Raw genomic sequence first — 24,016 nt, 5'->3', positions numbered from 1 at the left:
GCCGTCTGATCGGCCGACTCCCGGCCGTCCCCACCATTGCCCGCCCGCATGCCCGCCAGCCTTACCCTGATCGTTGCCTATTCCGACAACCGCGTCATCGGACGCGACAACACCCTGCCCTGGAAGCTGCCGGGAGATCTGGCGCACTTCAAACGCAGCACGCTGGGCCATCCCATCATCATGGGCCGCAAGACCTGGGATTCGCTGGGCCGGCCGCTGCCCGGCCGCGCCAACATCGTGATCAGCCGCAATCCCGATTTCGCCGCCCCCGGGGCCACCGTCGTGCCCACGCTGGAAGCCGCTATCGCCGCCTGCGGCGAGGTGGAACAGGCTTTCGTGATCGGCGGCGCTCAGATCTACGCGCAGGCGCTGCCGCAGGCGCAACGCGTGCTGGCCACCGAAGTCCACGCCCAGGTCGACGGCGACGCCTTCTTCCCGCTGCTGCCCGCCTTCCAATGGAAGGAAACCGCGCGCGAAACCCAGCCCGCCGAAAACGGCTACGAGTACGACTTCGTTACCTACGAACGCTGAATTTTTGAAAAGCGCGACGGACGCGTGACGAGTTGCGCGCGTTGAATGGAGCGTTTCCCCATCGTAGGATGGGTGAAGCGCGAGATTTCCGCGGCAAGCCTCCGATCAGCCCAGCGCGCGCAACCCATCAAGCCGCCCCCGCATTCCTCATGAACCGCCACAACGCCGGCGCCTCTGAATACGCCACGTTGAATCGCACCCACGGCGTATCCGCCTCATCCACTTCAAAGTAAGACCCCGGCGCCAGCCAAATGCCGTCTTTCAGCGCCAGTTCCGCCAAACCGTTGGCGCCCCGTTCGCGCCACTGCCCGGCCACCTTGGCCCACAGGAACAGACCGCCCTGCGGCCGTCCATGGATTTCGAACCCGTGCTGTTGCATCTGGCCGGCCACCGCGGTGTGCGCCTCGGCCAGCCGCTCGCGGGTGCGGGCGATGTGCGCGCGGTAGCGCCCCTCGCGGATGACCTGGTGCACGATGCGCTCCATGATTTCCGGCGAAGTCAGGCCCACCGCCATCTTGGTGCGCGCGATGTCGCGGGCCAGGTCGCGATGCGCCACCACATAGCCCACCCGCACCGACGGGCTGATGACCTTGGAGTAGCCGCCCAGGTAGATCACCCGCCGCGCCCCGTCCAGCGCGGCCAGCATCGGCGTCACGCCGGGCGCCAGGTCGCGGGAGATGTCGTCCTCGATCACCCACAGGCCGTGCCGTTCGGCCACCTGCAAGATGCGGAAGGCATTGGCCATCCCGATGCTGGCGCCTGACGGATTCTGCAGCGCCGTATTGATGTACAGCGCGCGCGGCTGGTGCTGGGCCACCACGCGCTCTAGCGCCTCGCAGTCCAGCCCGTCGGCCGTGCGCGGCACCGCCACCACCCGCAGGCCCACCAAGCGCAGCAGCTGCAACAAGTTGGCATAGGCGGGCTGCTCCACCACGACGGTGTCGCCCGGCCGCAGCAGCGTGCGGGTCACCATGTCCAGGCCGTGCGACACGCCCTGGGTCAGCAGCACCTGGGACACTTCCACTTCCATGCCCTGGGCGCTGAGGCTGGCCGCGATGGTTTCGCGCAGCGGCGCATAGCCATAGGGGTGCCCGTAATTGGCGATGCGCATCGCCGGCACGCGCCCCATGTGGCGCAGCGCCAGATGCATGCCCTCTTCGTTCAGCCATTCCCCCGGCAGCCAGCCGCATCCCGATTTGATCGGGATGGAATGGTCGGCAAAGATGTCCGACAGTAGCCAGCCCGCGTTCAGGCGCGGCGGCTCCCAGGACAGGGGTTCGCCCCGCCGCGCAGGCGCGTCCGGCGAGGCTACCCGGTAGCCCGCCCCGGGCCGCGCGGCCAGCCAGCCCTGCGACACCAGCCGGCTGTAGGCGCTGGCCACCGTGAACGTACTGACACCGTACTGGCGGGCGAACTCGCGCACCGAGGGTAGGGACATACCCGGACGCAGTGTCTGTTCTTCAATGGCGCGCAAGATGGCCGCCACCAGTTGTTCGACCAGGGTCGGCGCAAGTCCACGGGCGCGGTTGGGCTGGAAATCGATCACGGAGAAAACTGTACAGTTAGACCACCTGCAACTATACAGTTAGCGGCATTTGCGCAGATCGTATATTTTCATTCCCCGCGGGACGTACCAGAATCATTCGAATCCCGGCTGCGCCCTTTTCTTGCAGGCCCGCCGGTTGTCCTTCCCCTGGAGCCGCCATGAACGCCCCCGCCGAGTTGCCCGACCTGTCCCATCTCTGGATGCCCTTCACTGCCAACAAGCAGTTCAAGGCGCACCCGCGCATGCTGGCAACGGCCAAAGGCATGTACTACACCTCGGCCGACGGCCGCCAGATCCTGGACGGCACCGCCGGCCTGTGGTGCGTCAACGCCGGCCACGGCCGCCAGGAAATCGTCGACGCGATTTCCCGCCAGGCCGGCATCATGGATTACGCGCCCGGCTTCCAGCTGGGCCACCCGCTGGCCTTCGAAGCAGCCACGGCTGTCGCCGGCTTCATGCCCCAGGGCCTGGACCGCGTCTTCTTCACGAACTCCGGCTCCGAGTCCGTCGATACGTCCCTGAAAATTGCCCTGGCTTACCACCGCGCCCGCGGCGAAGGCCAGCGCACCCGCCTGATCGGCCGCGAACGCGGCTATCACGGCGTGGGTTTCGGCGGCATCTCGGTCGGCGGCATCTCAACCAACCGCAAGACGTTCTCCGGCGCCCTGCTGCCCGCCGTGGACCACTTGCCGCATACCCATAACCTGGAAAAGAACGCCTACTCCAAGGGCCAGCCCGCCTGGGGCGCCAACCTGGCCGACGAGCTGGAACGCATCGTCGCGCTGCATGACGCCTCCACCATCGCCGCCGTCATCGTCGAACCGATGGCCGGCTCCACGGGCGTGCTGATCCCGCCCAAGGGCTACCTGGAAAAACTGCGCGAGATCACGTCCAAGCACGGCATCCTGCTGATTTTCGACGAAGTCATCACCGCCTACGGCCGCCTGGGCGCCGCCACGGCCTCCGAATTCTTCGGCGTGACGCCGGACATCATTGCCATGGCCAAGGGCGTGAGCAACGCCGCGGTGCCGGCCGGTGCGGTCGCGGTCAAACGCGAAGTGCACGACGCCATCGTCAACGGCCCGGCAGGCGGCATCGAGTTCTTCCACGGATACACCTATTCGGCGCACCCGCTGGCGGCCGCGGCCATCCTGGCGACGCTGGACATCTACCGCCGCGACGACCTGTTCGCCCGCGCCCGCAAGCTTTCCGGCGCTTTCGAGGAAGCCGTGCACAGCCTGAAGGGCGCGCCGCACGTCATCGACGTGCGCAACCTGGGTCTGGTCGCCGGCATTGAACTCTCGCCGCGCGCCGGCGCGCCGGGCGCCCGCGCCGCCGAAGTCTTCCAGAAGTGCTTCGACAGCGGCCTGATGGTGCGCTACACGGGCGACATCATCGCCATCTCGCCTCCGCTGATCATCGAAGAGGCTCAGATCGGCCAGATCTTCGAACAGATCGGCAAGGTCCTGAAAGAGATCGCTTGAGGAACATGGCGAGCCCCCTGCCGCGGCGCCGCCGCGCAACCTGACCCTGTCCCGCGGGCGGCCGATGGCCGCCCTCGGACGTTTTTACGAATCCCGATTTCCGGTCCCACACCATGAAGAAGATCTCCCATTTCATCAACGGCCAGCACTATGACGGCCGCAGCAGCCGCTACGCCGACGGCTTCAACCCCGCCACCGGCGAGATCTGCTCGTCGGTTCCGCTGGCCTCCACTGAAGACGTCGCGACGGCTGTGGCCGCCGCCAAGGCCGCCTTCCCCGCCTGGTCCGAGACGCCGGCGCTCAAGCGCGCCCGCATCCTGTTCAACTTCAAGGCGCTGCTGGACAAGCACCAGGACGAACTGGCCGAACTGATCACCCGCGAACATGGCAAGGTCTTCTCCGACGCCAAGGGCGAGGTCATGCGCGGCATCGAAATCGTCGAATTCGCCTGCGGCATCCCGCAACTGCTCAAGGGCCAGTATTCCGACCAGATCGGCGGCGGCATCGACAACTGGAGCATGCGCCAGCCCCTGGGCGTGGTGGCCGGCGTCACGCCGTTCAACTTCCCCATGATGGTGCCGTGCTGGATGTTCCCGGTGGCCATCGCCTGCGGCAACACCTTCGTGCTCAAGCCGTCGGAACGCGATCCGTCGGCCTCGCTGCGCCTGGCTGAATTGCTGACCGAAGCCGGCCTGCCCGGTGGCGTCTTCAACGTCGTGCATGGCGACAAGCAGGCCGTGGACGCGCTGATCGCGCATCCCGACGTCGAAGCGCTGTCCTTCGTCGGGTCGACGCCGATCGCCGAATACATCTATTCCGAAGGCACCAAGCGCGGCAAGCGCGTACAAGCCCTGGGCGGCGCCAAGAACCACCTGGTGGTCATGCCCGACGCCGACCTGGACCAGGTCACCGACGCGCTGATGGGCGCGGCCTATGGCTCGGCCGGCGAACGCTGCATGGCGATCTCGGTCGCCGTCGTCGTCGGCGACGTGGCCGACAAGGTCGTCGAACGCCTGATCCCGCGCGTCAAGGCGCTGATCGTCAAGGACGGCATGCAGGCGGATGCAGAAATGGGCCCGCTGGTCACCGCGCAGCATCGCAACAAGGTTATCGGCTACATCGAAGACGGCATCGCGTCTGGCGCCGACATGGTCGTGGACGGACGCGGCCTGACCGTGGCCGGCAACGAGCGCGGCTTCTTCCTGGGCGGCACGCTGTTCGACAACGTCAAGCCCGCCATGAACATCTACCGCGAAGAGATCTTCGGCCCCGTGCTGTGCATCGTGCGCGTGCCCGACTTCGCCAGCGCGGTCGAACTGATCAACGCGCATGAATTCGGCAACGGCGTGGCGTGCTTCACGTCCGACGGCGGCGTGGCCCGCGCCTTTGCACGCCAGATCAAGGTGGGCATGGTCGGCATCAATGTGCCGATTCCCGTGCCCATGGCGTGGCATTCGTTCGGCGGATGGAAGCGTTCGCTGTTCGGCGACCATCACGCTTACGGCGAAGAAGGCATCCGCTTCTATTCCCGCTACAAGAGCGTGATGCAGCGCTGGCCGGACAGCATCGCCAAGGGCGCGGAATTCACCATGCCCGTGGCGAAGTGAACCCACCCCCGAGGCGCTGCGCGCTCCCCCCTGAGGCGGGCCCCCTCAAGGGGGCGCCATGGGAGTACTGACTTAGGCGTGGCGTCGTTCCCGCGCCTTCCGAACATCAAGACGACAAGGGGATGCCAGATGCGCATCGGGATTGGCGGTTTTCAGCACGAGACCAATACGTTCGCGCCCTCGCGCGCCACGTGGGAAGACTTTGCCGAGAAGGGCGGAGGCTGGCCCCGCCTTGTCAGCGGGCCCGCGATGTTCGCCGCCGTCGCCGGCGCGAACATTCCTGTGGCGGGCTTCATCGAAGCCATGGGGCAGCACACGCTGGTGCCCACCACCTGGGCCGCCGCCAGCCCGTCGGGGCCGGTCACCCGGGACGCGTTCGAACGCATCAGCGCGATGATCCTTCAAGGCTTGTCGGCGGCGATGCCGCTGGACGGCGTATACCTGGACCTGCACGGCGCCATGGTCACCGAACACCTGGACGACGGCGAAGGCGAACTGCTCAAGCGCGTGCGGGAACTCGTCGGGCCCCACGTGCCTGTGGTCGCCAGCCTGGACCTGCACGCCAACGTGACCCGCGCCATGGTGCGCCACGCCGACGCGCTGGTCTGCTACCGCACCTATCCCCACATCGACATGGCCGAGACTGGGCAGCGCGCGGCAGCGCTGCTGTCATTGCGGCTGGCCGGCGTGCCGCGGCCCTATGCATCGCTGCGCACCCTGCCCTACCTGATTTCGCTGTGCTGGCAGTCCACCGATATCGAACCCTCGCGCAGCCTGTACGAACTGGTGGGCGAGATCGAATCGCGCGGCGCGACGAGCCTGTCGTTCGCCACGGGCTTTCCCGCCGCAGACTTCCCCGAATGCGCGCCGACGGTATGGGCCTACGGCACTACGCAGGCCGACGCCGACGCGGCAGCCGCGGAAATGGCGCGCGCCGTGCTGAACGCCGAACGCGACTTCGGCGGCAGGCTCTACACCCCCGACGAAGCCGTGCAGGAAGCCATGCGGCTGGCGCAAGACGCCCGCAAGCCCGTCGTTATCGCCGACGCGCAGGACAACCCCGGCGCGGGCGGCAGTTCCGACACCACCGGCGTGCTGCGCGCGCTGATCCGGCACGATGCGCGCGATGCTTCCATCGGTCTGATCGTGGACCCGGCCGCCGCGCTCGCCGCGCACCGCGCGGGCGTCGGCAATAAAGTCCGGATTGCACTGGGTGGACACTCGGGTATTCCCGACGACGAACCGCTGGACAGCGAATTCATTGTCGAGAAAACTTCAGACGGGCGCTTCGATACGCACGGCGCGTTCTACCGCGGATTCCACATGGACCTGGGCCCCAGCGCCTGCCTGCGTGTGGGCGGGGTGCGCATCATCGTCGCCTCAAACAAGGTGCAGATGGCGGACCAGGAGATGTTCCGGTTCGCGGGCGTCGAACCCTCGCGCGCCGCGATTCTGGTGGTGAAGAGTTCGGCGCACTTCCGTGCGGATTTCACGTCCATCGCGCAGACGATCCTGGTGTGCGCCGCCCCCGGCTCCATGCTGATGGATGCGGCAAAACAACCATGGACACGGTTGCGTCCCGGCATCAGAATGGCGCCTTGCGGACCGGTGTTTTCGGGCCGGCCCGCGACAGCCTGACCCTCGCACGCCGCCATCGCGCGGCGCGTTAACGACGTAGCGGCCGACAGTGCCGCTCACTACGCTTCAAGGGGAATCTCCATGCTCAAGTTTGTCCGAGCGGCCGCGCTGGCCGGTGCAACGCTGATGATGGCTCACGGCGCTTACGCCGAAACCGTCATCAAGTCCGTCATGCACTCGCCATTGCGGTTGACCGATCCGCACGCCACTACCGCGTACATCACGACGTGGCACGGCTACATGATCTACGACACCTTGCTGGCCACCGACGCCGACAACAAGATCCAGCCCCAGATGCTGGAAAAGTGGGAGGTCTCGCCCGACGGCAAGACCTACACGATGACGTTGCGCGCGGGCCAGAAATGGCATGACGGCAAGCCCGTGACCTCCGAAGACTGCGTGGCGTCGATCAAGCGCTGGGCGGCGGGCGACGGCATGGGCCGCACGCTGCTGAAGTTCACCGACAAGATCGAAGTCATTGACGACAATAGCTTTCGCATCGTCATGAAGGAACCCACGGACCTGGCGCTGCGCGCCCTGTCCAAGCCCACCGGCACCGCGCCGTTCATGATGCCCAAGCGCATCGCCGAACAGGCCATCGGCCAGCCGATCACCGACATGACCGGTTCGGGCCCGTTCAAGGTCATCGAATTCAAGCCGGGCGTGAAGACCGTCTACGCCAAGTACGCCGACTACGTGCCGCGCAAAGAGCCCGCAAGCGGCCTGGCGGGCGGCAAGGTCGTGAACGTGGACAAGGTCGAATGGGACGTCATGCCTGACGCCCTGACCACCGCCAACGCGCTGTTGGGCGGCGAAATCGATTTCGTCGAGCAATTCCCTTACGACCTGCTGCCGATGATCGAAGGCAACAAGGACCTGAAGGAAGAGTCGCTCAGCCCGGTCGGCTACTTCACGATGTACCGCTTCAATTTCAAGTACCCGCCCTTCAACAACAAGAAGATCCGCCAGGCCGCGATGTACGCCATCGGCCAGGAAGACGTGATGAAGGCGCTGGTCGGCAATCCGAAATACTGGAAGACGTGCGCCTCGCTGTGGGGTTGCGGCACGCCGATGGAATCCGATATCGGCAAGGACGTGGTCGTCCCGTCGAACATCGAAAAGGCCAAGGCGCTGCTGAAGGAAGCGGGCTACGACAACACGCCCATCCTCGTCATGCACGCAACCGACGTGGGCACGCTGTCCGCCCAGCCGGTGGTGATGGCCCAGGCGCTGCGCAAGGCCGGCTTCAACGTCAACCTGGCCGCGATGGACTGGCAAAGTGTGGCCACCCGCCGTGCGTCCAAGGCCGCACCGGCTGAAGGCGGCTGGAACATCCACAACACCAACTGGTATGCCACCGACGTGATGGACCCGGTCCGCTCCGCGCCCGCCGCCGCCAACGGCGACAACGCGTGGTTTGGCTGGCCCGACTTCCCGCAGGTGGAAGAACTGCGCACCAAGTTCGCCCTGACGTCCGACCCTGCCGAGCAGAAGAAGATCGCCGACGAACTGCAGCGCATCGGCATCGACGAAGGCCTGTACGTGCCGCTGGGCCAGATGTCCGTGCCGACCGTCTACTCGACCAAGCTCTCCGGCCTGGTGCATGCACCGGTCTTCGCGTTCTGGAACGTCAAAAAAGCCCCTTAAAGGGCAAGTAGTTCAGGGGGAAATACATGCTGGCATTCGTCTCACGCCGGCTCCTCGCGACCATCCCCGTTCTGGTGATGGTCGCGGTGGTGGTCTTCGCGATATTGCGTTTCAGCCCGGGAGATCCGGCCATCATCATGGCGGGCGACGGCGCCACGCCTGAACGTATCGCTCAGATACAACAGACGATGGGCCTGGACCAACCGGTCATCAAGCAGTTCTTCATCTGGGGCGGCAAGCTCCTGCAAGGCGACTTGGGCACTTCGCTCATGTCCGGCGTACCGGTCACCAAACTGATCGCGCAACGCCTCGAACCCTCGCTGAGCCTGGCGGTGCTGACCCTGCTGTTCACCCTCGTCGTCGCCATTCCGCTGGGCATCCTGGCGGCGTGGCGGCAGGGCAAGCTGCTGGACCGCGCCGTGATGGGCTTTTCGGTGCTGGGCTTCTCGGTGCCGGTGTTCGTCACGGGCTACCTGCTGATATGGCTCTTCGCCATCAAGCTGGGCTGGTTCAACGTGCAGGGCTACGTGCCGCTGGAAAAGGGCTTCTGGCTCTATCTGCACCGGCTCATCCTGCCGTCGCTCGCCCTGTCCACGGTCTACGTGGCGCTGATCGCGCGCATCACGCGCACCAGCGTCATCGAGGTCATGGGCGAAGACTTCATCCGCACCGCCCGCTCCAAGGGCCTGGGTGAAACCGGCGTGCTGCTTGGCCACGCGTTGCGTAACGCCGCCGTGCCCATCGCCACGGTGGTGGGCCTGGGCATCGCGCTTCTGATCAGCGGCGTGGTGGTGACCGAATCGGTATTCAACATCCCCGGCCTGGGTCGGCTGGTGGTGGAAGCCGTGCTGGCACGCGACTATCCCGTCATTCAGGGGCTGACGCTGTTCTTCGCGTTCGTCTACGTGTTCATCAATCTGGTTGTCGATTGCGCCTACACGGTGTTCGACCCGCGTATCCGATACTGAGGCCGCCCCATGCAAACGCCAACCGACGCCGCCGTGCAAGCGGCCGCCGACCTTCCCGGAGGCGGCAACCCTCAAGTCACCGCCTGGCGGCAAATCCGCCAGGGCTTAAAGAGCTGGCCGGTCATGCTGGCGCTGGTGGTGCTGGTCACCATCGTCGCCATCGCGCTGTTCGCCCCGCTCCTGGGCACGGTGGACCCCACCTTCATCAACCCGGGCGCGCGGCTCAAGCAGCCCTTCACCGACTATCTGCTTGGCACCGACGCCTTCGGCCGCGACGTCTGGTCGCGCGTGGCCTACGGCGCCCGCATCTCGCTGATCGCGGGCCTGGGCGCCGCCGTCGTCAGCGTCGCCATCGGACTGGTCATCGGTGTGATCGCCGGCTGGTTCCGGACGCTGGACGGGTTCATCATGCGCACGATGGACGCCATCATGGCGATCCCCGGCATCCTGCTGGCGATCGCCCTGGTCTCGGTCACCGGCGCCAGCATCACCACCGTGCTGGTCGCCATCACCATCCCCGAGATCCCGCGGGTAGTGCGGTTGGTGCGCGGCCAGATCCTGACGGTGCGCGGCGAACCCTATGTCGAAGCCGCGCTGGCGCTGGGCACGCCGCTGCCGCTGCTGCTGTGGCGCCACATGGTGCCCAGCACCATCGCGCCGCTGACCGTGCAGGGCACCTACGTGTTCGCCTCCGCCATGCTGACCGAAGCCATCCTGAGCTTCCTGGGCGCGGGCATTCCGCCTGAAATCGCCTCCTGGGGCAACATCATGTCCGAAGGCCGCATGTACTTCCGCATGCTGCCCGGCCTGATTCTCTTTCCCGGACTGTTCCTGTCGCTGACGGTGCTTAGCGTGAACATCCTGGGCGACGCCCTGCGCGATGCGCTGGACCCCAAAATGGTGCGCAGGATCTGATGCCGATGACTTATTCCCCCACTCCCCCCGCGGGCGATACCTCGTCCGCCATCCTGGCCATCCGCAACCTGTCGGTGGAAGTCGGCGGCGCGGGCAACCGCGTCGTTCGCAACCTGAGCCTGGACGTGCATGCCGGCGAAACCGTGTGCGTGGTCGGCGAGTCCGGTTCGGGCAAGTCCGTCACGTCGCTGGCCGTGATGGGCCTGCTGCCCCCGGGCATCCTGTCCATCAGCGCCGGATCCATCCGCGTCGAAGGCGAAGACGTGGCCACGGCCTCGCAACGCCGGCTGCGCGAAATGCGCGCCACCCGCATGGCGATGGTGTTCCAGGAACCCATGACCGCGCTGAACCCCGTGCATACGGTGGGCAAGCAGGTCGATGAAGTGCTGCGCCTGCACCGCAAGAACATGAGTGCGGCCGAGCGCCGCGCCAAGGTGCTGGACATGTTCCGATCGGTGCACCTGCCGGACGTCGAACGCATCTTTGACGCCTATCCCCACCAGTTGTCCGGCGGCCAGCGCCAACGCATCGTGATCGCAATGGCGCTGATCCTGGAACCCAAGCTGCTGATCGCCGACGAACCCACGACCGCCCTGGACGTGACGACGCAAAAGCAGATCCTGGCGCTGATCAAGGAACTGCAGGTCAAGCACCAGACCGCCGTGCTGTTCATCACGCACGACTTCGGTGTGGTCGCCGAGATCGCGGACCGCATCGTGGTGATGAACCGCGGGGACCTGATCGAAAGCGGCACCCGCAACGAGATTCTGGCCGAACCCAAGCAGTCCTATACCCGGCGCCTGGTGTCGTCCGTGCCCAGCCTGGTGCCCACTCGCCGCGACGCGCCCGATGGGCAACTGGTCCTGCACGTCAAAGGACTGGGCCGCACCTACGCCGGCAAGCATTCCCTGTTTTCCCGCAAGGCGGCGCAAAACGTCATCGCCGCCACCGATGTGAACCTGACGCTGCGCAAAGGCGAGATCCTGGGCATCGTCGGAGAATCCGGCTCGGGCAAGTCCACGGTGGCGCGCTGCATCGTGCGCCTGATCGAACCCACCGCCGGCCACATGATGATGGGCGGCGAAGACCTGAGCACGCTGTCGGGGTCGGCGCTGCGCCCCGTGCGCCGCCGCATCCAGATCGTGTTCCAGGACCCCTACCGCTCGCTCAACCCGCGCCGCACGGTAGGCGAATCCATCATCGAAGGCCTGCTCAACTTCGGCATGCCGCGCGAACAGGCGCTCAAGCGCGCGGGCGAAACGCTGACCGTCGTGGGCCTGAGCCCGGACGCGATGCAGCGCTATCCGCACCAGTTCTCCGGCGGCCAGCGCCAGCGCATCTGCATCGCGCGCGCGCTTGTCATGGACCCGGAGATCCTGGTGGCCGACGAAGCCGTATCGGCGCTGGACGTATCGGTGCAGGCGCAGGTGCTGGAACTGCTGGAGCAAGTACGCCAGCGCACCGGCGTCGGCGTGCTGTTCATCACGCACGACCTGCGCGTAGCCGCGCAGATCTGCGACACCATCATGGTCATGCAGCGCGGCAAGGTGGTCGAGACCGGCTCCGCCGAAACCGTGCTGACCGAGCCGCGCCACGAATACACCCGCGCCCTGATCGACGCGGCGCCCGGACGCGACTGGGACTTCCGCAATTTCCGGCCCGTCGCGGCCACCCTGGCGCACGCGCCTGCGCCCTGATGCCCTGACTGCTTTCCTCCGCACACTGGAACCGAGATGCCACAACCGCATGAATTGTCTGCCCAGGAACTGCTGCACGCCTACCGCAACAAGACGCTGTCGCCCGTTGAAGCCACGCGCTCCGTGCTGGAGCATATCGAACGCTGGGAACCGCACCTGAAGGCTACCTACGCACTGGACCCGGAAGGCGCGCTGGCGATGGCCCGGGCGTCCGAAGCCCGCTGGATGAAAGGCGAACCGCAATCCGCAGGCGGCTACACGCTGGACGGCGTGCCCGCCACCATCAAAGAGAACATCGCCACACGCGGCACGCCCATTCCGCTGGGCACAGCTGCGACCGACCTGACCCCGGCTACCGCCGACGCGCCCCCGGCCGCCCGCATGCGCGAAGCCGGCGCGGTGCTGCTGGGCAAGACCACCATGCCCGACTACGGCATGCTGTCCTCGGGTCTGTCCAGCTTCCATGAATTGACGCGCAACCCCTGGGACCTGTCCAAGAACCCCGGCGGCTCCAGCGCGGGAGCCGGCGCCGCTGCCGCCGCCGGCTATGGCCCGCTGCACATCGGCACCGACATCGGGGGCTCGGTCCGCCTGCCGGCCGCCTGGTGCGGCATCGCCACGCTCAAGCCCAGCCTGGGCCGCATCCCGATCGATCCGCCGTTCATGGGCCGCTGCGCGGGCCCCATGACCCGCACCATTACGGATACCGCGCTGATGATGGGCGTGCTGTCGCAACCTGACGCGCGCGACCACATGAGCCTGCCATTCCAGGACTTCGACTGGCTGAACCTGGCGCAGGACGTGCGCGGCCTGCGCATCGGCCTCTTGATGGACGCCGGCTGCGGCCTGCCGTTAGACCCGGAAGTGCGCGACGCGGTGCAAGCCGCCGCGCACGCCTTCGAGGCCGCCGGCGCCATCGTCACCCCCATGCTGCCGTGGATGACGCCCGACATGCTGGACGGCGTGGACCGCTTCTGGCGCACGCGCTCGGCGATTGACCTGGCCGCGCTGCCCGAGGCGCGCCGCGCGAAGATCCTGCCGTTCATCCGGGCCTGGGCGGAAAGCGGCGGCGGCCAGTCCGGCGAAGCCGTGTTCCGCAGCTACTACGAAACGCTGAACGTGCGCGCCAAGACGGTCGCGGCCTGCGCCCCGTTCGACTACGTGCTGTCGCCCGTCGCGCCCGTGGTGGCCTACAACGCCGAATGGCCGTCGCCCACCAATGAAGTCGCCACCACCATGCACCACATCGGCTTCACGCTGCCCTTCAACATGAGCGAACAGCCCGCCGCGTCGGTCAATTGCGGCTACACGCGGGCCGGCCTGCCCATCGGGCTGCAGATCGCCGGCACGCGATTCGACGACCTGGGCGTGCTGCGCGTGGCGCGCGCCTGGGAACAGATGCGCCCCGCGCAGCACCCGTGGCCCCAGCCGCCCCAAGCAAACTGACTTTCCACAGCAACCCACAGGAATTCCCATGCGTTGGCTTTTGGCAATGATCAAGCACGAGACGAATACGTATTCGCCCGTGCCGACCCCGCTTGAACGCTTTTTTCGCGGCAACCCCGAAATCCTGGAGGGCGAGCGCGCCATCAAGGCTTACGAGAACACCGACAGCGGATTGGGCGGCTATATCGAAGTGGCCCGCCGCGAAGGCGCCGAAATCGTCGTGCCCGTGGCGGCCGAGTCCTGGCCCAGCGGCCCCGCCAGCGCCGACACGCATGAACGGCTGTGCAAGCTGGTCCTGGACCAGGTCAAGCTGGGCGGCTTCGACGCAATCCTGCTGGACCTGCACGGCGCCATGGTCGCCGAGGGCGTGGAAGACGCCGAAGGCGACCTGCTGCGCCGCCTGCGCGAGATCGATCCCAAGACGCCGGTGGCCGTCACGCTGGACATGCATGCCAACATCTATGACGACATCGTCGACAACGCCACCGTCATCAGCGGCTTCCACACCTATCCGCACGTGGATATCCGCGAGGCCGGCGTCCGCGCTGCCAACGTGATCGTGCGCACGCTCAAGGGCGAGATCAACCCCGTCATGAGCTGGGCCAACAAGCCGATGCTGCCGCACATCATGTGCCAGGGCACCCATGCCGCGCCCAACAAGCCCCTGCAGGAACGCTGCAAGGAACTGGAGGCCAACGGCGTGCTGGCGGCGTCCGTCTTCGTGGGGTTCCCGCATGCCGACATCCGCGAAGCCGGCCTGAGCGCCGTCGTCTGTACGGACGGCAAGCCCGACGAAGCGCGGCAGTACCGCGACGAACTGCTGGAACGCGCTTGGGCCGGCCGCGCGGACTGGGTGTTCCACCCCGAACCGCTCTCGCCCACCATCGCGCGCGCAAAATCGATTGAACAGGGCCCCGTTGTCTTGCTGGACCACTTCGACAACACCGGCTCCGGCGGCACCATGGACACCACCGCGGTGCTGGCCGAGGTGTTGCGCCAGGAACTGGACAACGTCGTCTTCTACGCCATCTGCGACCCGGAGGCCGCGCAACAGGCCGCGGCTGCCGGCGTGGGCAACACCATCACGCTGAAACTGGGCGGCAAACTGCCCATGCCCGCCATCAAGGAAGCCAGTGAACCGCTGCTGGTGACTGGCCGGGTGAAACTGGTGTTCGATGGCGTCTACCTGAACCGCGGCCCCATGTACCGTGGCGTGCGCAACGACACCGGGCTGACCGTCGTCATCGACACGGGCCGCGTCGAGATCGTGGTGGTGTCGCGCCACCAGGAGCCCTTCGACATCAATTGCCTGCTGTCGGCCGGCATCGACCCGCTGCAAAAGCGCTATGTCGTGCTCAAGAGCCGCGTGCACTGGCGCGCGGGCTTCTCGGACATGGCGACGGAAGTGATCGAATGCACGGGCGTCGGCGTGACTACGTCTGACTACAGCCAGCTGGATTTCAAGCACGTGCGGCGACCGATTTATCCGTTGGACCCGCTGTAATCCCTCTCGCCCAATAGTTGTCGACAAAACGGCCGGAGCCCGAGCTCCGGCCCTTTCATTTTGAAATCTTCAGTAACTGCGCGCACGGTTACATGACGGTGCGCCTCGGTATACTCGCCGCCGGGCCCTTACAGGCCGATGAATACGTGTATGCCGGCAGCAGCCCCCTGGCCGCCAGAGCGCGATGGCCACAAGCGCCTCGCCTGCCGGATATGACTCGATAATCAACGAAAAAAGCAGAACGATGAAAAAGAGCGTAGCGATCACCCTCGGTGTGGTCATAGTGGGAGCGGGAAGCTGGGTAGGCGCCACGTGGTACACCGGCAAGCGCATCGAGGAAAGCTCGCAGCGCCATCTGGCCGAAGCGAACGAAAAACTGGCCAAGCTGACGCCGCTGTTCGGCCTGCGCATCGACCAGCTGAAGTACGAACGCGGCCTGTTCTCGACCCAGGCGCGCTATGGCCTGTCGCTCGTCAAGAACGACAAGAGCCCGGAAGCCATGCCCGCCGGCATGATCGAATTCGACGCGGTCGTGGAACACGGCCCCTTCCCCAAGAGCGCACTCGCGCGCGGCGCCATTGCGCCCAAGCTGGCGTACGTCCATGCCGAAATGGCCAAGACGGACAACATCAAGGAAGTGTTCGAACTGACCAAGGGTGTATCGCCCCTGATCAGCGACGCCACCATCAGCTACAGCGGCACCACCAGCTCCACGTCCAAGATCGCCCCGGTCAAGATCACGCACGAAGGCAACGTCGTTGACTTCAGCGGCATGACCGTGACCGGCGAGTTCGACCGCGCCCTGCAAGGCCTGACCGCGCACGGCGTGATGGACATGCTGTCCATCGACGGCATGAAGAGCAACGACCCCGTCAAGGTCGCCATCGCCGGCCTGACCATCGACGCCAACAGCCGCGTGGGCAAGTTCGGCCTGTCGATGGGCGACTCCGACCTGAAGATCAAGCGCATCGACGCCACCCGCCCCGGCGACGACTTGAAGGTGTCGCTGGACAACTTCGGCTACGGCGTGAAGCTGTCGGAAGACGACAAGTCGATCAACGTGCAGGCCGCCTACCAGACTGGCGACATCACCGTGAACGACGTGGCGCTGGGCAACGGCCAGGCCGTGATCAAGCTGGCCAAGCTTGACGGCCAGGCCGTCAAGCAGTTGTCGGACACCTACAACCAATTGATGCGCCAGTACATGGCGAACGCCGAAGACGAAGGCCTGAAGGACGAGCAGGTCCAGGTGCTGCTGGATAACGCCGGCAAGCTGCTGGCGGGCAACCCGTCGTTCAGCATCGATCCGCTCAGCTGGAAGACCGGCAAGGGCGAAAGCAAGCTGACCTTCACGCTGGATCTGGCCAACCCGCCCGACGTCAAGAACCTGACGCCCCAGGAAATCGCCGTCCAGGCCATCAAGCGCATCGACGCCACGCTGATCATCTCCAAGCCGATGGTCCAGGACCTGATGACGCAATACGCCGTCAAGAAGGACGGCATGGCCGCCGACAAGGCTGCTGAGGAAGCCGAACAGAACGTGCGCCAGATGTCCGGCATGGCCGAGATGTTCAACGTGGGCAAGAATGAAGGCGACAACATCGTCGGCAAGTTCACCTTCGCTGAAGGCATGGGCGATCTGAACGGCAAGAAAATCCCGGCCGACGAACTCTTCTCCGGCCTGCTGGGCGCAGCCGGCATGGGTTCCATGGACGACGAAGACGAAGAAGAGCAGATGCCCGGCATGAGCCAGGAAGAACCGGCCGTGTCCGACACGCCGGTGGCCGGCCTGATGCAGGACTTCAGCCTGGATACGGTCAGCAGCATGCTGGACGACATGGGCTACACGGTGAAGAAGAGCGACGGTGACGAAGGCCCCGTGCTGGTGCTGGATACCGGCACCACGGGCGCCAGCGACCTGCGCCTGGAATTCCTGTGCAACGACTTCACCGAGAAGTGCCTGGACCTGGTCGTGACGGCCACGTACAAGACCAAGAAGCCGATGTCCCTGAAGGCCATCAACACGTGGAACCAGGAATACCGCTGGACCCGCGCCTACCTGGACGACAAGAACCAGGCCGTGCTGCAGATGGACATGAACGCGGAAGGCGGCATCGGCAAGGAAAACCTGCAGATCCTGCTGAACACCTTCATCAGCATCGCCGAAGACTTCGGCACCCTGAGCAAGGGCGCGGCCACCAAGTAAGCCGCTGCCACGAAGGCCCAAAGAAAAACCCCCATCGAAAGATGGGGGTTTTTTATTGCCGGATCGGGGTCAACCCGATCTCGTGCCCGGCTCGCGCCGGGCACGTTGCTCACGCCATCAGGCGTACGCTTCGATCGGCAGGCACGCGCACACCAGGTTGCGGTCGCCGTAGGCGTTGTCCACACGGCCCACCGGCGGCCAGTACTTGGCCTCGCGCAGCGACGCCACCGGATAGGCGGCCTGCTGGCGCGGGTAGTCGTGCAGCCATTCTTCGGCCAGCAGCATCTGCGCGGTATGCGGCGCGTTCTTCAGGACGTTGTCTTCGCGGTCGCGTTCGCCGCGCTCGACCTGGGCGATTTCCTCGCGGATCGAGATCATCGCGTCGATGAAGCGGTCCAGCTCGGCCACGCCTTCGGATTCCGTCGGCTCGACCATCAGCGTGCCGGCCACCGGGAAGCTCATGGTCGGCGCATGGAAACCGTAGTCCATCAGGCGCTTGGCGATGTCTTCGGCGCTGATGCCGCTGACTTCCTTCAGCGGACGCACGTCCAGGATGCATTCATGCGCCACGCGGCCGTTGCGGCCCGCGTACAGGACCGGGTAGTGGTCGCGCAGGCGGGTGGCGATGTAGTTGGCGTTCAGGATGGCCACTTCGGTAGCGCGGCGCAGGCCGTCGGCGCCCATCAGCGAGATGTACACGAACGGAATCGGCAGGATGCCGGCGGAACCGAACGGCGCAGCCGACACGGGGCCGACCTTCGCGTCGCCGGGCAGCTTGCCCTGCTCGTTCACCACGCCCGGCAGGTACGGCGCCAGATGGGCGCGCACCGCCACGGGACCCACGCCGGGGCCGCCGCCGCCGTGCGGAATGCAGAACGTCTTGTGCAGGTTGAGGTGGGACACGTCCGAACCGAACTTGCCCGGCTGGGCCACGCCGACCATCGCGTTCATGTTGGCACCGTCCAGGTAGACCTGGCCGCCCGCCTGGTGGACCAGATCGCAGATCTCGGTCACGGCTTCTTCGAACACGCCGTGCGTGGACGGGTAGGTGATCATCAGCGCGGCCAGCTTGTCGCCGACCTGTTCGATCTTGGCGCGCAGGTCACCCAAGTCGACGTTGCCGTTGGAGTCGGAGGCCACCACTACCACGTCCATGCCGGCCAACTGCGCCGAGGCGGGGTTGGTGCCGTGCGCCGACGACGGGATCAGGCAGACGTTGCGCTGATGCTGGCCGTTGGCCTGGTGGTAGCCGCGGATCGCCAGCAGGCCGGCGTATTCGCCCTGCGCGCCCGAGTTGGGCTGCAGGCTGATGTTGTCGTAGCCGGTGATCTCGCACAGCGCGGCCGACAGGCGATCGATCAGCTCGTTGTAGCCCTGGCTTTGCGAAGCGGGTGCGAACGGGTGGATCAGCGCGAACTCGGGCCAAGTGATCGGGATCATCTCGGCGGTGGCGTTCAGCTTCATGGTGCACGAGCCCAGCGGGATCATCGTGCGGTCCAGGGCCAGATCCTTGTCGGCCAGGCGGCGCAGGTAGCGCAGCATGTCGGTTTCGGACTGCACGCTGGAGAAGACCGGGTGCGTCAGGATGGCGCTTTCGCGGGCCACCGAAGCGGGGATGCCGCCCGCGGCTGCGGCGTCCAGCGCGTCGATGTCCAGTTCGACATCATCGCGCTCCAGGCCGGCGGCAAACACGTTGACCAGCGCTTGCAGGTCGGCCGTGGTGACGGTCTCGTCCAGCGACACCGCCAGGCGGGCGCCGTCGACGCGGCGCAGGTTGATGTGCTCGCACTCGGCTGCCGTCAGGATGGCCGGGGTCGCGGGGCCGGTTTCCAGCAACAGCGTGTCGAAGAACGTGTCGTTCACGACCTTCACACCCAGCTTCACGAGTTCGGCGCGCAGGATGGCGGTGCTGCGCTGCACACGGCAAGCGATGCGACGGATGCCAACCGGGCCGTGCCACACGGCGTACATGCCGGCCATCACGGCCAGCAGCACCTGCGCGGTGCAGATGTTTGACGTCGCCTTTTCGCGGCGGATGTGCTGTTCGCGCGTTTGCAGCGCAAGACGCATCGCCGGATTGCCTTGCGAGTCCTTGGACACGCCGACCAGGCGGCCAGCCATGTTGCGCTTGAACGAATCCTTGCAGGCCATGAAGCCGGCGTGCGGGCCGCCGAAGCCGAACGGCACGCCGAAGCGTTGCGCCGAACCGATGGCGATGTCCGCGCCCCACTCGCCCGGGGCGGCCAGCACGGCCAGCGCCAGCAGGTCGGTGGCGCACGCCACCACGGCGCCTTGCGCGTGGGCGGTTTCGGTCAGCTTGCGGTAGTCGGCGACGGAGCCGGTGCTGTGCGGGTACTGCAGCAGTACGCCGAAGCACTCGGGCAGGCCTTCGGCCTCGTCGCCCACCGCGATTTCAAGTCCCAGGCCTTCGGCGCGCGTGCGCACGACTTCAATGGTCTGGGGATGCACATGGCGCGAGATGAAGAACACCGGGCTTTGCGACTTGGCGCCGCGGCGGGCCAGCGTCATGGCTTCGGCGGCAGCGGTGCTTTCATCCAGCAGCGAGGCGTTGGAAATGTCCAGCCCGGTCAGGTCCGCGACCATGGTCTGGTAGTTCAGCAGGGCTTCAAGACGGCCCTGCGAGATCTCCGGCTGGTAAGGCGTGTAGGCCGTGTACCAGGCGGGGTTCTCAAGAATATTGCGCAGCACGACGTTGGGCGTCTGCGTGCCGTAGTAACCCTGGCCGATGTAGTTGCGGTAGACCTTGTTGCGGCCCGCGATCTGCTTCAGTTCGGCCAGCACGTCGGTTTCGCTGCGCGAGGGCGGCAGCGCCAACGGGGCCTGGCTGCGGATCTTGGCGGGCACGACTTCTTCGATCAAGGCGTCCAGGCTGGGGCTGCCAATCACGCTCAGCATGGTGGCCTGGTCGGCATCGGAGGGGCCGATGTGGCGGGGAATGAAGTCGGTATGGGTGTCTAGGGCGCGCGACATGGGGGATCTCGGGGTGGTGGTGCGTCAGGGCGGGCGCGGCACAGGGGCCGTGCCCGCCTCGGGCCAGCTTTAGCCGTTGGCGACGGCTTCGTAGCCGGCAGCGTCAAGCAGCTTGTCGGCATCGGCGGCGTTGACCGGCTTGATCTTGAAGATCCAGGCGGTGAAGGCCGATTCGTTGATCAGGTTGGGGTTGTTTTCCAGCTCGTCGTTGAACGCGACGATTTCGCCGGCCACGGGTGCGTAGATGTCGGAGGCGGCCTTGACCGACTCGACCACGCCGGCGGTTTCGCCCGCGTTCAGCTTGGCGCCGACCTTCACGTCGCCAACGAAAACCAGATCGCCCAATTGATCCTGGGCGGTGTCGGTGATGCCGACGACGAACACGTCGCCTTCAGCTTTGACCCATTCGTGGGACTGGGTGTACTTGCGATCGGTGGGCAGACTCATGGGAACTCCTGAGGGAATGCGGGTAGATGAATGGTGTTGCGCGCCTCGCGCGGGCGACGCTTGCCCTGGCCGGGCCGGCGCTCGCGCGAAGCTTCGAGTTTACGAGTGTTCGACGGCTTTGCCGTTACGGACAAACGGCAGTTTGCAGACCAGGGCGGGCACCCATTTGCCGCGGATGTCGACCTCGACCGTGTCGCCCGGACGCACGCCTTGCGGCAGGCGGGCAAAGCCGACCGACACGCCCAGGGTGGGCGACATCGTGCCGCTGGTGAGTTCACCCGTGCCGGCCGGCGTACGCACGGCCATGTGGGCACGCATCACGCCGCGCTCTTGCAGCTTCAGGCCGATGAAGGCGGCGGGGGTGGCGAACTGCTCCAGCGCGTCGCGGCCGATGAACCGGCGCTCAGCGTCTTTCAGGGAGACGGTCCAGGTCAGGCCGGCCTGGTCGGGGTGGGTCAGCTCGTCCATATCCTGGCCGTACAGGTTCATGCCGGCCTCCAGGCGCAGCGTGTCGCGCGCGCCCAGGCCCGCGGGGCGCACGCCCTGGGCGACCAGATCGCGCCACAGCTGCACGACTTCGGTGGCGGGCAGGACGATTTCAAAGCCGTCTTCACCGGTGTAGCCGGTACGGGCGACGAGCGTGTCGTCGCCCACGATGGCGGCGACGAAGGGGGTCAGCGCTTCGGTCGCGGCCTGCCAGGCCGGGCGGGCAGCCCAGACCTTGGCGCGGGCGTTCGGGCCCTGCACGGCCACCATGGCCAGATCGCGGCGCGGGGTGATGGTGACGTCGAAATTGCCGGCCTGCTTCACGCGCTGCATCCAGGCCATGTCTTTGTCTGCCGTGCCGGCGTTGACCACCACGCGCCATTCGTCGGCGGCGAAAAAGTAGATGATCAGGTCGTCGATGACACCGCCTTGCGGGTTCAGCATGCAGGAGTACAGCGCCTTGCCCGGCACCGTCAGCTTGGCCACGTCATTGGCGACCAGGCGCTGCAGGAAGGCAAAGGCGTCCGGGCCGACGACGTCGGCGTTCAGCATATGCGACACGTCGAACATGCCGGCGTCCTGGCGCACCGCATGGTGTTCTTCCAGCTGCGAGCCGTAGGCCAAGGGCATGTCCCATCCGCCGAAATCGACCATTCGGGCGCCGGAGGCGATATGTTCTTCGGCCAGCGGGGTGCGTTTGAGGGTTGCGGACATGCGCGGAAACTCCGGGACGGCAGGGCTCTGCCAGGGTTACGGAATGCCGGTCGCGGCAGGCGGACTACGCCCGCGCGGCTACGGCTGAATCTTCCGCCCCTCTGTCCTTTTGCCTGAGAGTTGCCCCGCGCATGACGGGTTTGCACCTTCGGCGCCTGGGCTGCTCGTTGTGTCCCTTGTTCAGGGCCGGCGCCAGGTCTCTCCAGAGTACTGTTTTGCCGCGTCCGCACGGTAAAAAACCGGAACAGGGCAAGCATGTGCGGTATCGGTTACCTGAGCGATTCTGGGCGAATTGCGCCTTCGGCGGCGGCCCGAAATGAAAGGCCGCTCTCTCCCGCAAACATGCGTGACAGCGGCGCCAAGCATACAACGAAAAGAAGCCCTCCGGAAAGGCCCCCACGCCGCGCACGCTACGCATGCTTGCTGCCCCCCAAGGGGGCTTTTTCCCCTTGGGACGGCCCGGCGGGGAAAATGCCCCCACGCCGCGCACGCTACGCATGCTTGCTGCCCCCCAAGGGGGCTTTTTCCCCTTGGGACGGCCCGGCGGGGAAAACCGGTCCTTCTGGCGCCGAGCCCGGTCAGGCCAGCGCCGTATCCAGCAACATCATCAGCACGAAGCCGATCATCAACCCGCAGGTGGCATAAACCTCGTGGCCCTTGCGGTGCGACTCCGGGATGATCTCGTGGCTGATGACGAACAGCATGGCGCCGGCCGCAAAACCCAGGCCCCACGGCAGCATGGGCGCCGAGAATCCGACGATGGCGGTGCCGATCACCGCGCCCAGCGGTTCAACGAGCCCGGACAGCATGCCCAACGCCACGGCGAAGGAGCGCTTGTAGCCGGCGGCCAGCAGCGCCACCGCCACGACCAGCCCTTCCGGGATGTCCTGGATGGCAATGCCGGTGGCCAATGCGGTGCCCCGAACGGGGTCGCTGCCCGCATAGCCCACGCCGATGGCCAGGCCTTCGGGCAGGTTGTGCAAGGTGATGGCGAACACGAACAGCCAGGTGCGCCGCAGGCGGTGCGCCTCGATGCCCTCGCGGCCCTTGATGAAATGCTCATGCGGCAAGGTGCGGTCCATCACCAGCAGGACCGCCGCGCCCAGCAGGATGGCCGCGCCGACGGTCAGGCCTGCGCCCCACGGCCCCATGCCCTGGGTCTTGGCGGCCTCGATGCCGGGCGCCACCAGCGAAAAGGCGCTGGCGGCCAGCATCACCCCGGCGCCAAAGCCGAACATGCTGTCCTGCACCTTCTGCGGGATGGTGCGGGCGAAGAGAATGGGAAGCGTGCCCAGCGCGGTGGCGGCAGCCGCCACCAAGCCGCCCAGCAGCGCGTCGGCCACGTGCGGCGCGCGCACGTCCAGGTAGGCCCAGAGCTGATGCAGCGCCAGGCAGGACACCATGACGGCAAGCGTCCACACGCTGATGCTGGTGGCCGCGGGCCGCACGCGATGACGGCTGAAGGTGTTCATAGGGCCGCTCCCCTCCTTGAGAGAGATGCGCTCAGCCCTTCGCGGCCGCATAGCGGCGAGCCACTTCGGGCCAGTTCACGACATTGTAGAAGGCGCCGATATATTCGGGACGGCGGTTCTGATACTTCAGATAGTAGGCGTGTTCCCAGACGTCCAGACCCAGGATCGGGGTATTGCCCTGCATCAGCGGGCTGTCCTGGTTGGCGCTGCTTTCCACCACCAGCTTGCCGGCCGGCGTCACCGACAGCCAGGCCCAACCGCTGCCGAAGCGCGTCAGCGCCGCCTTGGTGAAGGCCTCGCGGAAGGCGGCCAAACCGCCCAGTTCGGATTCGATGGCGGCCGCCAGCGCCCCCTCGGGTTCGCCGCCGCCTTCGGGCGACATCACCGACCAGAACAGGCTGTGGTTGGCGTGGCCGCCGCCGTGGTTGCGTACGGCGCCACGGATGGCCTCGGGCAACTGGTCCAGGCGGGCCACCAGGGCTTCGACGGGTTCATCGGTGCTGATCCCGGCGCCGTCCAGGGCCGCGTTCAGACTGGTGACATAGGTTTGATGATGCTTGCTGTAGTGGATCTCCATCGTCATCGCGTCGATGTGAGGCTCCAGGGCGTCATAGGCGTACGGCAGGGTCGGAAGGGTGTAGGCCATGCATGTCTCCGGTGGACCCGCCTTCCCGATGGAAGGCGCAAGTCAATAGCGAAAACATAAATGATATGTAT

17 protein-coding genes and 2 riboswitches are annotated in these 24,016 nt (G+C 66.2%); of the genes, 11 read left to right on the top strand and 6 right to left on the bottom strand.

Going from position 1 to position 24,016, the window contains the following annotated elements:
- The first annotated feature begins 48 nt into the window (after positions 1–48).
- Positions 49–531 (top strand): dihydrofolate reductase, encoded by a 483-nt coding sequence (locus tag CEY09_RS25395; RefSeq protein ID WP_088590751.1) that lies wholly within the window; start codon positions 49–51, stop codon positions 529–531.
- Positions 532–658: 127 nt separating this feature from the next.
- On the opposite strand, the gene CEY09_RS25390 is transcribed toward CEY09_RS25395, so the two are convergent.
- The gene (locus tag CEY09_RS25390) at positions 659–2,077 is read right to left on the bottom strand and encodes an aminotransferase-like domain-containing protein (protein WP_006226208.1); all 1,419 of its coding nucleotides are present in this window, start codon (positions 2,075–2,077) and stop codon (positions 659–661) included.
- Positions 2,078–2,235: 158 nt separating this feature from the next.
- Here CEY09_RS25390 and aptA point away from each other — a divergent pair, with 158 nt between their 5' ends.
- From aptA to CEY09_RS25340, 10 genes are all read left to right on the top strand, one after another.
- A complete protein-coding gene (gene aptA, locus CEY09_RS25385; RefSeq protein WP_167390161.1) occupies positions 2,236–3,561 on the top strand; it encodes an omega-aminotransferase AptA in 1,326 nt (441 codons plus the stop codon).
- A 113-nt stretch (positions 3,562–3,674) separates the two neighbouring features.
- Entirely contained in the window at positions 3,675–5,168 is a 1,494-nt protein-coding gene (locus tag CEY09_RS25380; protein WP_006226206.1) for a CoA-acylating methylmalonate-semialdehyde dehydrogenase, read from the top strand.
- A 129-nt stretch (positions 5,169–5,297) separates the two neighbouring features.
- On the top strand, positions 5,298–6,806 hold the full coding sequence (locus CEY09_RS25375; RefSeq protein WP_088590728.1) for a M81 family metallopeptidase: 1,509 nt from the start codon (positions 5,298–5,300) through the stop codon (positions 6,804–6,806).
- A gap of 81 nt (positions 6,807–6,887) precedes the next feature.
- Complete coding sequence (locus tag CEY09_RS25370; RefSeq protein WP_006226204.1) at positions 6,888–8,453, top strand: ABC transporter substrate-binding protein; 1,566 nt, start codon at positions 6,888–6,890, stop codon at positions 8,451–8,453.
- 26 nt (positions 8,454–8,479) lie between these two features.
- A complete protein-coding gene (locus CEY09_RS25365) occupies positions 8,480–9,421 on the top strand; it encodes an ABC transporter permease (RefSeq protein WP_006226203.1) in 942 nt (313 codons plus the stop codon).
- A 9-nt stretch (positions 9,422–9,430) separates the two neighbouring features.
- Complete coding sequence (locus tag CEY09_RS25360) at positions 9,431–10,336, top strand: ABC transporter permease (protein WP_006226202.1); 906 nt, start codon at positions 9,431–9,433, stop codon at positions 10,334–10,336.
- A 5-nt stretch (positions 10,337–10,341) separates the two neighbouring features.
- Complete coding sequence (locus tag CEY09_RS25355; RefSeq protein WP_052017913.1) at positions 10,342–12,033, top strand: ABC transporter ATP-binding protein; 1,692 nt, start codon at positions 10,342–10,344, stop codon at positions 12,031–12,033.
- Between the two features lie 36 nt (positions 12,034–12,069).
- Positions 12,070–13,479, top strand: a complete 1,410-nt coding sequence (locus tag CEY09_RS25350; RefSeq protein WP_088590727.1) for an amidase — start codon at positions 12,070–12,072, stop codon at positions 13,477–13,479.
- Between the two features lie 28 nt (positions 13,480–13,507).
- Positions 13,508–14,983 carry a M81 family metallopeptidase gene (locus CEY09_RS25345; RefSeq protein ID WP_088590726.1) on the top strand — a complete coding sequence of 492 codons (1,476 nt, stop codon included), beginning with the start codon at positions 13,508–13,510 and terminating at the stop codon, positions 14,981–14,983.
- Positions 14,984–15,227: 244 nt separating this feature from the next.
- Positions 15,228–17,189, top strand: a complete 1,962-nt coding sequence (locus CEY09_RS25340; RefSeq protein WP_088590725.1) for a DUF945 family protein — start codon at positions 15,228–15,230, stop codon at positions 17,187–17,189.
- A 117-nt stretch (positions 17,190–17,306) separates the two neighbouring features.
- Here the strand turns inward: CEY09_RS25340 and gcvP are convergent, their stop codons facing one another.
- The 5 genes from gcvP to CEY09_RS25315 form a co-directional block, all read right to left on the bottom strand.
- Entirely contained in the window at positions 17,307–20,180 is a 2,874-nt protein-coding gene (gene gcvP, locus CEY09_RS25335) for an aminomethyl-transferring glycine dehydrogenase (protein ID WP_088590724.1), read from the bottom strand.
- Positions 20,181–20,249: 69 nt separating this feature from the next.
- A complete protein-coding gene (gene gcvH / locus CEY09_RS25330) occupies positions 20,250–20,627 on the bottom strand; it encodes a glycine cleavage system protein GcvH (protein ID WP_006226196.1) in 378 nt (125 codons plus the stop codon).
- Between the two features lie 99 nt (positions 20,628–20,726).
- Positions 20,727–21,827 carry a glycine cleavage system aminomethyltransferase GcvT gene (gene gcvT / locus CEY09_RS25325; RefSeq protein WP_088590723.1) on the bottom strand — a complete coding sequence of 367 codons (1,101 nt, stop codon included), beginning with the start codon at positions 21,825–21,827 and terminating at the stop codon, positions 20,727–20,729.
- Positions 21,828–21,918: 91 nt separating this feature from the next.
- Positions 21,919–22,043: riboswitch (glycine riboswitch) on the bottom strand.
- Positions 22,044–22,077: 34 nt separating this feature from the next.
- Positions 22,078–22,174, bottom strand: a riboswitch (glycine riboswitch).
- Positions 22,175–22,405: 231 nt separating this feature from the next.
- Positions 22,406–23,299 (bottom strand): ZIP family metal transporter, encoded by an 894-nt coding sequence (locus tag CEY09_RS25320; protein WP_088590722.1) that lies wholly within the window; start codon positions 23,297–23,299, stop codon positions 22,406–22,408.
- 31 nt (positions 23,300–23,330) lie between these two features.
- The gene (locus CEY09_RS25315) at positions 23,331–23,945 is read right to left on the bottom strand and encodes a superoxide dismutase (protein WP_088590721.1); all 615 of its coding nucleotides are present in this window, start codon (positions 23,943–23,945) and stop codon (positions 23,331–23,333) included.
- Positions 23,946–24,016 lie beyond the last annotated feature (71 nt).

This window comes from Achromobacter marplatensis (assembly GCF_002209535.1).
Lineage (GTDB): Bacteria > Pseudomonadota > Gammaproteobacteria > Burkholderiales > Burkholderiaceae_B > Achromobacter > Achromobacter marplatensis.
This window is presented reverse-complemented; position numbering and strand designations above follow the sequence as displayed.